This is a genomic window from Rhizobium sp. S152, assembly GCF_030380735.1.
Lineage (GTDB): Bacteria > Pseudomonadota > Alphaproteobacteria > Rhizobiales > Rhizobiaceae > Rhizobium.
Genome location: NZ_JAUDRZ010000001.1, coordinates 306,617 through 318,594, shown reverse-complemented (window position 1 = coordinate 318,594; position 11,978 = coordinate 306,617). Strand labels below are relative to the sequence as shown.

9 protein-coding genes are annotated in these 11,978 nt (G+C 61.7%); 5 read left to right on the top strand and 4 right to left on the bottom strand.

The annotated features are described in order from the left end of the window. The first annotated feature begins 381 nt into the window (after nucleotides 1–381). From QTL95_RS01470 to QTL95_RS01455, 4 genes are all read left to right on the top strand, one after another. Nucleotides 382–1,326, top strand: a complete 945-nt coding sequence (locus QTL95_RS01470) for an ornithine cyclodeaminase family protein (RefSeq protein WP_289718176.1) — start codon at nucleotides 382–384, stop codon at nucleotides 1,324–1,326. Nucleotides 1,327–1,340: 14 nt separating this feature from the next. Further along, entirely contained in the window at nucleotides 1,341–3,788 is a 2,448-nt protein-coding gene (gene hrpB, locus QTL95_RS01465) for an ATP-dependent helicase HrpB (protein WP_442981240.1), read from the top strand. 37 nt (nucleotides 3,789–3,825) lie between these two features. Then, complete coding sequence (locus tag QTL95_RS01460) at nucleotides 3,826–5,124, top strand: ActS/PrrB/RegB family redox-sensitive histidine kinase (RefSeq protein WP_289718192.1); 1,299 nt, start codon at nucleotides 3,826–3,828, stop codon at nucleotides 5,122–5,124. A gap of 63 nt (nucleotides 5,125–5,187) precedes the next feature. Beyond that, nucleotides 5,188–5,763 carry an ActR/PrrA/RegA family redox response regulator transcription factor gene (locus tag QTL95_RS01455; protein WP_289718191.1) on the top strand — a complete coding sequence of 192 codons (576 nt, stop codon included), beginning with the start codon at nucleotides 5,188–5,190 and terminating at the stop codon, nucleotides 5,761–5,763. A 2-nt stretch (nucleotides 5,764–5,765) separates the two neighbouring features. Here QTL95_RS01455 and QTL95_RS01450 read toward each other — a convergent pair whose 3' ends face one another. After that, a complete protein-coding gene (locus QTL95_RS01450) occupies nucleotides 5,766–6,260 on the bottom strand; it encodes an MmcB family DNA repair protein (protein ID WP_289718174.1) in 495 nt (164 codons plus the stop codon). Between the two features lie 181 nt (nucleotides 6,261–6,441). On the opposite strand from QTL95_RS01450, the gene QTL95_RS01445 reads away from it, so the two are divergent. Further along, nucleotides 6,442–7,131: a L,D-transpeptidase gene (locus tag QTL95_RS01445; RefSeq protein ID WP_289718173.1), complete on the top strand. Its 690-nt coding sequence runs from the start codon at nucleotides 6,442–6,444 to the stop codon at nucleotides 7,129–7,131. A gap of 75 nt (nucleotides 7,132–7,206) precedes the next feature. On the opposite strand, the gene QTL95_RS01440 is transcribed toward QTL95_RS01445, so the two are convergent. The 3 genes from QTL95_RS01440 to QTL95_RS01430 all read right to left on the bottom strand — a co-directional run bounded on the left by QTL95_RS01440 (nucleotide 7,207) and on the right by QTL95_RS01430 (nucleotide 11,879). Continuing rightward, a complete protein-coding gene (locus QTL95_RS01440; protein WP_289718172.1) occupies nucleotides 7,207–9,378 on the bottom strand; it encodes a malate synthase G in 2,172 nt (723 codons plus the stop codon). Nucleotides 9,379–9,476: 98 nt separating this feature from the next. Continuing rightward, on the bottom strand, nucleotides 9,477–10,880 hold the full coding sequence (locus QTL95_RS01435; RefSeq protein WP_289718171.1) for a cytochrome P450: 1,404 nt from the start codon (nucleotides 10,878–10,880) through the stop codon (nucleotides 9,477–9,479). Between the two features lie 51 nt (nucleotides 10,881–10,931). After that, nucleotides 10,932–11,879, bottom strand: coding sequence for a DUF1402 family protein (locus QTL95_RS01430; RefSeq protein WP_289718190.1), 948 nt, complete (start codon nucleotides 11,877–11,879; stop codon nucleotides 10,932–10,934). Between the last annotated feature and the right edge of the window lie 99 nt (nucleotides 11,880–11,978).

Below are 11,978 nucleotides of genomic sequence, written 5' to 3'. Positions count from 1 at the left end.
CCTCAAACCCTCATCAGCACAAAAGCCAATCCGGAAACACAAAACCGAAGGACACCGTCGCCAGCAGCGCCGCCGCCCTCGTTTCGTGAAGCGGCTTATAAGGCCCCCACCCTTTCCAAGTCAACACACCACCCAAAAGTTTTTTGACATTTTTGTAACACCCTGTTTTGGAAAGAGGATTTTCGATGGGGCGGTTTTGGCGCCGAAAAGCGATCCTCTCTGCTGCGTGCGGGATGCAGGATCTGCCGACGGTGCGAGAAAGCCGTCCACTTCCGCCTGCTCGCGCCACCAAATTCGGCAAAGAGATGATAGGCCGCTTGCGCGCCGCCCAAGGCAATCGATAGTTTGGCCATGAAACGACGCTCATAGGGGAAAGACAGAATGCTTGTGCTTGACGAGAAACAGACGCGTGCCGCACTGCCATGGGATGCGCTCATCGAGGCGCTGGCGGCGATGTTTTCGGCCGAGTGCGTGACGCCCGTACGGCATCATCATGAGATGACGGTGCCGGGTGAGCGCGACGCGACGCTTCTGCTTATGCCGGCCTGGGTTCCAGGGCGCTATGCGGGCGTTAAGATCCTTTCTGTCTTTCCCGACAATGCGCAGCACTCGCTGCCGGCTATCTTCGGTACTTATCTTTTGTCTTCGGCAAAGACCGGCGAGATGCTGGCGGCGATAGAGGGCGGAGAGCTGACGGCGCGGCGCACCGCGGCGACTTCGGCGCTTGCGGCGCGCCACCTTGCACATCCACAGGCCGCTGAGTTGCTGGTCTGTGGCACAGGGCGGCTTTCGATCAATCTTCTTCAGGCGCATGCGCGAATGCGCCCGCTCGAACGTTTCCGCATATGGGGGCGCAGTATTGCTAACGCGGAAAAGATCGCGGCGGAAGCCCGCGTGCTTGGGCTAAACGCCGTAGCCGTGACCGATCTCCAAGCGGCTGCGCGCACGGCCGACATCGTGTCCTGCGCGACACTCTCGAACGACCCGTTGATCTCGGGAGACTGGTTGAAGCCCGGTGCCCATCTCGACCTGGTCGGCGCCTTCAAGCCGAGCATGCGCGAGAGCGACGATGCGGCGATCCGGCGCGCGAGCGTCTTCGTCGACACCCGCGCCGGTGCGATGACGGAGGCCGGCGATATCGTTCAGCCGCTGAAGAGCGGCGTACTCGAAGAAGGCGATATCCGGGCGGAACTGGCGGAACTGGTGACCGGCGAGCATAAGGGCCGCATCAACGGAGACGAGATCACCCTCTTCAAATCGGTCGGGGCGGCACTCGAGGATTTGGCCGGCGCCATTCTCGCCTATGAGACGGTAAAGCTGACGTGACCACCGTGCCTGCCATGCCCCAGCTCCCCGTATCGCATGTCCTGGGTGACATTGCCGAAGCGCTTGCCACGTCGAAGCGCGCCGTGCTTTCGGCACCACCCGGCGCGGGCAAGACCACCCTCGTGCCGTTGCATCTGCTAGGCGAGGCATGGCTCGACGGCGGCAAGATCATCCTTCTTGAGCCTCGGCGGCTGGCAGCGCGCGCGGCAGCCGGCCGAATGGCCGCACTTCTTAACGAAGCCGTCGGCGAGACCGTGGGTTACCGCATGCGTCTCGACAACAGGATTTCGGCGCGCACGCGAATCGAGGTGGTGACCGAAGGCGTCTTCGCGCGAATGATCCTCGACGATCCCGAACTATCGGGCGTTTCGACTGTCATTTTCGACGAGTTTCACGAACGCTCGCTGGATGCCGACTTCGGGCTGGCGCTGGCGCTCGACGTGCAATCCGCACTGCGGGACGACCTGCGCATCCTGGTGATGTCGGCGACGCTCGACGTCGAGCGCGTCACAACGCTGCTCGACAACCCACCCGTGATCGAAAGCATGGGCCGGAGCTTCCCGATCGATATTCGTTATCAGGACCGGCCGGGCGGCGAACGCATCGAGGATGCCATGACGCGGGCGATCGTCGACGCGCATGCCGGCGAGAGCGGATCGATCCTCGCCTTCCTGCCCGGCCAGGCGGAGATTTCGCGGGTGGCGGAGCGACTTGAGGGACGGTTCGGCGGTGACACGCTGATCGCGCCGCTCTACGGCAATCTCAGCCAGAAGGAGCAGGACGCCGCCATTCGCCCAGCCCCATCAGGCACCCGAAAAATCGTGCTGGCGACATCGATCGCCGAGACCTCGATCACCATTGACGGTGTGCGCGTCGTCATCGACAGCGGCCTGCAGCGCCTGCCGGTGTTCGAGGCTTCGACGGGAATTACGAGGCTGGAGACTGTTCGCGTCTCTCGCGCTTCTGCCGAACAGCGGGCGGGCCGCGCCGGGCGAACCGAGCCGGGCATCGCCATTCGATTGTGGCACCAGGGGCAGACAGCCGCGCTGCCGGCCTTTACGCCGCCGCAGATATTGTCGAGCGATCTTTCCGGGCTGGTGCTCGATCTCGCCCATTGGGGCGTGCAGGACACGCGATCACTAGCCTTTGTGGATCAGCCGCCGGAAAGCACGCTGTCCGAAGCGCGTTTCCTGCTGCAGCAGCTTGGCGCGCTGGACAAGGACGGTTTGCTGACCGCGCGTGGCAAGACGATGCGCGCGCTGGCGCTGCCGCCGCGGCTGGCAGCGATGGTGGTTTCGGCAGGTGAAGCGGGCCAAGCGCGCGATGCGGCGCTGCTTGCTGTGCTCTTGACGGAACAGGGGCTGGGTGGCCCGAGCATCGATCTCGAAGAGCGGTTTCGGCGCTTCAAAGCGGAGAAGGGCGACCGCGCGCAGGGGGCACGGCATCTGGCGGCACGGCTGGCAAAGGGGCTCGATACGGCGACTGCGGGTGGGGCCAGCCTCGTTGGTCAATTGCTGCTGCACGCCTTTCCCGATCGCATCGCGCTGCAACGTGGCGGCCGCGGCCGCTTCGTCATGGCCAATGGCCGTGGAGCGGAGATCTTGGAAACGGAAAGACTGGCTGGCAGCTCCATGCTTGTCATTGCCGACCTGACGGGAAGAGCGGCGCAGGGGCGGGTTCTTGCGGCGGCTGAGATATCGCGAAATGATGTCGAATCCGAGCTGCCTGGAGCCATCCGCACCGATGACCAGACCTTTTTTGACCGAGCAAGCAGGCAGGTGCGGGCGCGGCGGGCAACCCGGCTCGGCGCTATCATCTTCGACGAGACTCCGCTGCCACGCCCGACCGGAGATGCGGTAGGCCGAGCACTTGCCGACGGCATCAGGGAGCTCGGCCTCGGCGAACTGCCGTTTGCCAAGGAAGCGGCACAGCTGCGCGACCGGATCGGCTTTCTCCATCGCAGCATTGGCGAAGCCTGGCCCGACGTGAGTGACGAGGCTCTGCTGGAACGGCTGGACGAATGGTTTGTCCCGTTCCAGACACAGGCGCGCGCCTTTTCGGAGATATCTACGGGCGGGCTTTCGAACGGGCTGATGTCGCTGGTGCCGCATGAACTGCAGCGCGATCTCGCACGACTGGCGCCGACGCATTTCGAGGCCCCGACGGGACAGCGCCACCCGATCCAGTATGACGGGGAAGAACCGACACTGACGATCAGGGTGCAGGAGTTGTTTGGGCTGAAGCAGCACCCCGCGATCGGTGGGGGACGGTTGCCGCTTCTGCTCGAGATGACCTCGCCGGCGCACAGGCCGATCCAGACAACACGTGACCTGCCCGGTTTCTGGGCCGGATCGTGGAAGGACGTACGAGCCGACATGCGGGGACGCTATCCACGACATCCCTGGCCGGAGCGGCCAGAGTATGCGATGCCAACGACAAGGGTGAAACCACGTGGTACGTGAACCAAGCCAAAATACGGGACAACCGGTCGCCGACCAGATCGAAGCGACGCCGGCGGAAGGTCGCCACCACAGCCGGAGGCTGCGCCTGCAGACGCTTGTCTGGCTTAGATGGCTTGCGGTCTGGGGACAGACGCTGACCGTTTTCGTGGTCGCTTTCTGGCTGAAGTTTCCCCTGCCGCTGATAGCGAGCGTAACGCTGATCGCGGCGCTGGCGGTGGTCAACTTCTACCTGATGATCCGATACCCTTCGACGCATCGGATCGATCCGGAAACGGCGTTCGGGCTACTGGGCTTCGATCTGCTGCAGCTTTGCGCGCTGCTCTTCATCACCGGCGGCCTCGCCAACCCATTTGCTGCGCTGGTCTGCGTGCCCGTGATCATTTCGTTCGCGTCGCAGCCGATTCGCTACAGTTCGGCGCTGATCCTCATCGCGATGGTGTGCATCACCATCCTGGCCTTCTCACCCTTCCCGCTTCCCTGGTTCGAAGGGCTGGAGGTGAACGTTCATAATGTCATGCAGTTCGGCGTGTGGTGCTCGATCGCGTCGACGATGGCGTTCGCCGCCTTCTATGCCTATCGGGTCTCGATGGAAGCCAGCCAGCTGGCGGACGCGCTGGCGGCAACGGAGCTCGTGCTGCAGCGGGAGAAGCATCTTTCGCAGCTTGATGGACTGGCGGCCGCGGCGGCACACGAGCTCGGGACGCCACTCGCGACCATCAGCGTCGTCGCCAAGGAGATGGAACGGGAACTGAAGGACGACGATCGCTTTCGCGAGGACGTGATGCTGCTGCGAAGCCAGAGCGAGCGTTGCCGCGACATCCTTCGCCGGCTGGCAACGCTTTCCGCGGAGGGGGAAGCGCATCTGCGGCGATTGCCGCTCTCGTCGATGATGGAGGAGATCATCGCACCGCATCGCGAGTTCGGCATCAAGATCGATGTCGTCGAGAAGAGCCCGCGCAAGAGCGAGCCGGTTACGGACCGCAATGCCGGGATCATGTACGGGCTCGGCAACCTGATCGAGAACGCCGTAGACTATGCCCGCGAGAAGGTGATCGTGACGGTGGAGCACGATGCCGGCATGGTCCGCATCACCATCGAGGACGACGGCGAAGGCTATTCCCCGGATATATTGACTCGCATCGGCGAACCTTATGTCACGAGACGGCAGCGCGAGGACCGGGCTGGAGGGCTAGGCCTCGGGCTATTCATCGCCAAGACCCTGCTGGAACGATCAGGGGCATCGCTGGTGTTCGAGAATCGCGCTCCAGTGACGGCGGGCGCCCGCATCCGCGTCGAGTGGCCACGCATGCTGATCGATGCGCATTCGACAAAGTGATGTGATCGGCATAAGGAAGATTAAGACCTACTATCAGGCGGATGGCCGCCGGGATTGACGCTGATGAATGAGAATGACGAAAACGCTAAAGCTGTAAACGCGGATCATATCGGCCCGGATGCGAGCCTCCTCATCGTGGACGACGATGGTCCATTCCTGCGCCGCCTGGCGCGCGCCATGGAAACGCGCGGATTCCAGGTGGAAACCGCCGAGTCAGTCGCCGATGGGGTGGCGAAATCGAAAACGCATCCGCCCAAATATGCCGTGGTCGATCTGCGGCTTGGAGACGGCACCGGGCTCGACGTAATCGAGGCTATCCGCCAGCGTCGCGACGACACGCGGATCATTGTGTTGACGGGTTACGGCAATATCGCCACCGCGGTGACCGCGGTGAAGCTTGGTGCGGTCGATTATCTTGCAAAGCCTGCTGATGCCGACGACGTTTATGCGGCGCTGACGCAACGAGCGGGCGAGAAGGCGGAACTCCCCGAGAACCCGATGTCGGCGGACCGGGTGCGTTGGGAACATATCCAGCGGGTCTACGAAATGTGCGAACGCAATGTGTCGGAGACGGCACGGCGGCTCAACATGCACCGGCGGACGCTGCAGCGCATCCTCGCCAAGCGCGCGCCCAAGTAAGCTCAGACGTCGTCGACGTCGAAAGGCTTGCCGTTTGCCCATTCCGCCATCATCAGGCGCTGGGCGGCGGCACGGGAGAAATTGAGCGTCACCGATTTGCGGGTGGCGGGCGCCAGGCGATGTTCGGGCGCGTCGCGCAGCATATGGGCGCCATAGCCGTCCGACAGAAAGAGACCGCACTCCTCCGGGAATATATCGAGCGGCACGTCCTTGTGCGTCGCGAAGAACAGGCGGTCGCAATGCAGGCGGTATTCCGGCCATTTGCGGTCGACCCTGAAATCCTCGATCGAGGTCTTTATCTCGATGATCCAGATCTCGCCCTTCTCGGAGATTGTGATGAGATCGGCCCGTCGCCCGCTCGCCAGCGGAAGTTCGGGCAGCACCGCGTGGCGCATCTCATGCAGCAGGATCTGCGTCCCGCGACGCACCATCATGGCCCTGTCCGATTGTCGGCCATCAATTAACGGATTGTTATTATAAACACTCAAAATCGTCATGGATAAGCTGGTACCCGGCGCGCGCGTTGTTGCAAAAAAACCATGCGGTTCTAGTTTGCGGTTGCGTATTCACTCTGCCGCACTGCAACAGCTTGCAAAGGCAAAGTTAATCGAAAATAAACCATAATCAAACATGGTTCAAAAGACCGCTTCTCCTTTGCCCCTTTCTTAAGAGACATCCATGCGCATCCGCAATGCACTTCCTGTATTCGGCCTGATGGCGACGCTCGCTCTGGCCGGTTGCTCCACGACTTCCGAAAGCGCTTCCGTCGAAAACAAGACCGCTGCACCGGGGCCGACCGTCCAGACCGCGCAGATCTTCGACAATGCCTACGGAGTCACGACGGATGCCGGTTATTCGCTGCCGGCGATCCCGATCCAGAAGGTCAAGCCACAGTTCCACCGTCAGGTTGTCTCCTATGAAACGACCGAGCGTCCGGGCACCATCATCGTCAACACCCGCGAGCGCTTCCTTTACTACATCATGCCCGGCGGCAAAGCGATGCGCTACGGCATCGGCGTCGGCAAGCAAGGCTTCGCATGGGCCGGCACCGCCTACGTCGCCTGGAAGCAGGAATGGCCGAACTGGCATCCCCCAAAGGAAATGGCCGTTCGCCGCCCCGAGATCGCCAGGTACGTAGAAGACGGCATGGGCCCAGGCCTTTCAAACCCGCTCGGCGCGCGCGCCATGTACCTCTTCAACGAAGAAGGCAAGGACACGCTGTTCCGCCTGCACGGCACGCCTGAATGGGCATCCATCGGTACGGCCGCTTCTTCCGGCTGCATCCGCCTGATCAACCAGGACGTCATCGACCTCTACAGCCGCGTCCGTCCGGGCCGCACGACGTCCAAGGTCATCGTTATCCAGTAAGCTGGACCTCAAATTCGGTATAAAAAAGGCCGCCGCAATCATCATTGCGGCGGCCTTTTCATTGCGGAACCGCAATCAGGCGTTCTGCTTCGCCTTGAGTTCAAGACGGCGGCGATGCAGGACTGGTTCGGTATAGCCGTTGGGCTGCGAACGGCCCTTCACGACCAGATCGAGAGCAGCCTGGAAAGCAACCGAGCCCTCGAAATCGGCGGCCATTGGCATATACAGCGGATCAGACGCATTCTGCTGATCTACAACGGCGGCCATCCGTTGCATGGTTTCTTCGATCTGCTCCTTGGTGACGACGTGGTGATGCAGCCAATTTGCCATGTGTTGCGCGGAGATACGGAGCGTGGCACGATCCTCCATCAGGCCGACATTGTTGATGTCGGGGACCTTAGAGCAACCGACGCCCTGATCGACCCAGCGGACGACGTAGCCGAGAATGCCTTGCGCATTGTTGTCAAGCTCACGCTGGATTTCCTCAGGCGTCCAGTTGGGGCGCACGGCGACCGGGACAGAGAGAATGTCGCTCAATTTGGCGCGCGGGCGGTCTTTCAGACCGCGCTGGACATTGGCTACGTTGACCTTGTGATAGTGCGTAGCGTGCAAAGTCGCGGCGGTGGGCGACGGGACCCAGGCCGTGTTGGCGCCCGCCTTCGGATGAGCGATCTTCTGCTCCAGCATGGCCGCCATAAGATCCGGCATGGCCCACATGCCCTTGCCGATCTGCGCATGGCCGGAAAGGCCGCATTCGAGGCCGATATCGACGTTCCAGTTCTCATATGCGGCGATCCAGGCAGCCTGCTTCATGTCGCCCTTGCGGATCATCGGGCCAGCTTCCATCGAGGTGTGCATCTCGTCACCGGTGCGGTCGAGGAAGCCGGTATTGATGAAGACGACGCGCTCGCGGGCGGCGCGGATGCATTCCTTGAGGTTGACCGTGGTGCGGCGCTCCTCGTCCATAATGCCCATTTTCATGGTGTTTCTGGCCATACCGAGCGCATCCTCGACGCGCGAGAAGATCTCGACGGCGAAGGCGACTTCTTCCGGGCCATGCATCTTCGGCTTGACGACATACATGGAACCCGCGCGCGAATTCTTGCGACGGCCGTTCGGGCCGATATCGTAAAGCGCGATGGCGGCAGTGATCATGGCGTCCATGATGCCTTCAGGCACCTCGTTGCCATCGCGATCAAGGATAGCCGGATTCGTCATGAGGTGGCCGACGTTGCGGATCAGCATCAGCGAGCGGCGATGGACCTCGAAGCTGGCGCCGTCAGGACCGGTATAATCGAGATCGGGATTGAGCGCGCGGATGAAGCTTTTGCCGCCCTTCGTGACCTCTTCCTGGAGATCACCCTTCATCAGGCCGAGCCAGTTGCGATAAACCTCGGTCTTGTCCTCGGCATCGACGGCGGCGATGGAATCCTCGCAGTCCATGATCGTGGTGATGGCGGATTCGAGCCAGACATCGGAGATGTGGGCGGCATCGCTCTTGCCGATCTCCGTGGAAGCATCGATGACGATGTCGATATGGACGCCGTTGTTCTTCAGGAGGATGTTGGTGGGAGCGGCCCCCTCGCCCCTGTAGCCGGCAAAATGGGACGGGTCTTTCAGGGCAACATGTTCGCCGTCGGTAGAGGAAATGGCGAGCGCACCGTCTTTGACGATGAGACCGGCGACGTCCTTCCAGCTCCAATCGACAAGAGGGACGGCGCTATCGAGGAAATCGCGGACCCAGGCGATGACCTTTTCGCCGCGTTTCGGGTTGTATCCCTTGTCCTTCTCAGCACCATCAGCTTCCGGGATGGCGTCGGTGCCGTAGAGCGCGTCGTAGAGCGAGCCCCAGCGGGCGTTGGCGGCGTTCAAAGCGTAGCGGGCGTTCATGACGGGAACGACGAGCTGAGGGCCGGCGATAGAGGTGATCTCAGGATCGACATTCGTCGTCGTCACCTGGAAATCAGATCCCTCCGGCAGGAGATAGCCAATCTCACGCAGAAAGGCCTGATAGGCATCCATGTCGAAAGGCGCGCCATGCTCGCGATACCAATCGTCGAGGCGCAGCTGGAGGACATCCCGCTTGGCGAGCAGTTCACGGTTCTTCGGGGCCAGATCGTGGACGATGGCCGAGAAGTCGGCAAAGAACTTGTCCGCGTCGAGCCCCAGACCTGGAAGCGCCTCCTTGACCAGAAAATCATGAAGGACGGCTTCAATCGCAAGACCGTGTTTATCGATGCGGCTCATAGACTATCTCCTCGGGCGGCGCGTTTTTCGCATGCTGCCACTTTGACCGGCTTTCATTCATAGTCAATCAGGCAATAGTTTGAAAGATTTATGCATTTTCAGACAAGAGCTCTTGGCGTGACACGCATCGGCAAGCCGTTCTGCGGCTGGGTAGTCAGCTTCTGCACCGGCCAGGGATTGGTTTCATCCGTCATGTCAAAGCGGAAGCGATGCATCATTACGGCGAGCGCGATCACCGCCTCCTGCAGCGCGAAGGTGGCGCCGATGCAGACGCGCGGCCCGGCGCCGAAGGGAAGAAACTGGAAGCGGCTGATCTTGGCGCGGTTTTCCGGCAGGAAGCGCTCCGGCATGTAGGCGCGGGGCTTATCCCAATAGAGTTCGTGGCGATGCAGCGTCCAGGGCATGATCAGCACGGTGACGCCGGCCTTGATCTCGACCGTCTCGCCCTTGGCGTCGGTCCAGCGGTCGTTAGCGATCGCGGCGCGGTTGATCGACGGCGCCGGCGGATAGAGGCGGAGCGCCTCCTCGAAGGCGGCGCGCGTATAGGGCATCAGATCGAGCCACTTGACCGGTTCGGCCCCGGTGGCGAGAACGCGGTCGATTTCCTCTTCCATCGCATCTCGGATATGCGGCGTGTTGGCGACGCAGTAAAGCGTCCAGGCCAGAGCGCGAGCCGTGGTTTCGTGGCCGGCGCCGATGAAGGTGAGGATGTTGTCCTCGATCTCGGCATTGGTTAGCCCACCAGACTTTGCCTGGTCGAGAAGCAGCGTCAGGAAATCCTCGGGCGCCGTGTCGCGGTCCTCTCCCATGCGGTTGAGGCGGGCATCCATGGTTTCGCGGACGATATTGCGGAATTTCTCCAGCACCTTCTGGCCGCCTATGCGGGTGACGCGCGGGACCCAGGAGGGGGCGCGCAACAGGTCCATCGGATCGACGCGGCCCATGCGATGCAGGAGCGCGTTGACGTCGTCGGCGAAGCTGTCGGACGAGGTGACGATCTCGCCTGAAAACAGCGTGTCGGCGAGGATGGCGAAGGTGAGCTCGGCCATGTCGGCGGCGATCTCGAAGGTCTTTCCGGTGCTGCCTGACGTCTCGTACTTGCGGACATAATCTTCAGACTGGCGGAGCATCTGGCCGGCAAAGCCGTTGGCGTGGCGAGGGGTAAACACGGGGGCCACCGCCTTGCGCGATCGTTTCCAGACTTCACCTTCCGCCGTCAGCAAGCCGTCGCGCAGAATGGGGCGCAGGATCAGCTGGCGGATATCCGACATGCGGTAGTTGGCGGCGTTATCGACCAGCACGTGCTTGATCAGGCCGGGATCGTTGACGATGATCGTGCGTTCGCGGAAGAACTTCGTCTTAATGAACGGCAGCGTGTAGGATGGCTCGCCCCACAGTTCCAGCGGATTGCGCAGAATGGTGCGAATGATCTCAAGCCGGCTCGGGGGCACGGTGCGCGGAACGGGCGCTGGTGGAACGAACGGATCTGGACGCATGTCCATGTGGTGCAAGCCTTTCGCGGAAGATTGTCGCCCTCCCCGGCAAGGCTAGATTTAGAGCAGCCGCTCCAGCTCGTCCAGCTTGTCGTTGATGAGCCAGCCGTAATAGTTCTCTTCAGGCCAGACGGTTTCGCCCGATGCACGATTCTTGGCGGCGAGAGCCGCAGCGCGCTGGCGCGAGTTACCGAGATTGTAAAGCGTTGCCGTCAGGCCGGGGTTTTTGGAGATGTCCATGCCGGCGATCTGCTTGTAATCGTCGATCGAGCGGCGCACGGCGGCGGCGACGAAGGCCAGCGAGATATCCGGCTGCATGATCGCCTTGTAGACGCTGCCGGCGTCCTTTTCGTTCAGCTTGTCGTAACCGGAAACCCTGCTGACAAGGTCGGACAGCATCAGCGCGGTCAGCGGGTTGATCTGCCCGAGGCCGAAGGTCTGACCGGCATAGAAAGGCTGAAAGAACACAGCGCTGAAGCGGTTGTTCGGAAAGCTCTTGCCGCCGACGGTCTTGCCCCGGAAATCGCTTTCCCAGACATCCTCGCGGCAGCTCCACAGGGTATAGGAATCAGTCTTTCCGTTGCATTCCGCGAACTGCGGGCGCTTGATGAAATCGTCCACGTCCTCACCGTCATAGGCGAAACGGAAGCTCTCGCCGGCGTAGGAAGCCGCCTTGACATAATAGGACTGGAGGCGGTCGTAGGCGTCGACATTATAGGTGTGCTCGCCAACGATAGCACCGACGACATGGATCGGATCGATGCCATAAGCCGCCGATACCTTCTTGATCTTCGCCATCAGCTCGTGATCGGTCGCAAGCAGGTCATGAACCTTGTCATACTTCCGATCGAACGAGGTCTTGGTGCCCTTGGTGCGGCGGACCGATGCGCCGGGCACATTCGGCTGCTCGGCATTTCGGTTTCCCGACGGCACGACCTGCATCGAGAAGGCGGGCGCGGCGGTGAGTACCGTGGCGGCAATCACAAGACTTGTCAGCAGGCGTCGCACGATCAGCGTTCCCATCATTCCTGGCATTGGTCGGCATTTCCAGACGGCCGGATCATCCGGCTGGCGGTGACTGGACCACAATCTTGGCCGAATAATGCT

Excerpts from the sequence above, each read along its gene's own strand:
- QTL95_RS01450 (WP_289718174.1), bottom strand. The coding sequence starts at position 6,260 with ATGACGATTTTGAGTGTTTATAATAACAATCCGTTAATTGATGGCCGA.
- QTL95_RS01440 (WP_289718172.1), bottom strand. The coding sequence starts at position 9,378 with ATGAGCCGCATCGATAAACACGGTCTTGCGATTGAAGCCGTCCTTCAT.
- QTL95_RS01445 (WP_289718173.1), top strand. The coding sequence starts at position 6,442 with ATGCGCATCCGCAATGCACTTCCTGTATTCGGCCTGATGGCGACGCTC.
- QTL95_RS01435 (WP_289718171.1), bottom strand. The coding sequence starts at position 10,880 with ATGGACATGCGTCCAGATCCGTTCGTTCCACCAGCGCCCGTTCCGCGC.
- QTL95_RS01470 (WP_289718176.1), top strand. The coding sequence starts at position 382 with ATGCTTGTGCTTGACGAGAAACAGACGCGTGCCGCACTGCCATGGGAT.
- QTL95_RS01455 (WP_289718191.1), top strand. The coding sequence starts at position 5,188 with ATGAATGAGAATGACGAAAACGCTAAAGCTGTAAACGCGGATCATATC.
- hrpB (WP_442981240.1), top strand. The coding sequence starts at position 1,341 with ATGCCCCAGCTCCCCGTATCGCATGTCCTGGGTGACATTGCCGAAGCG.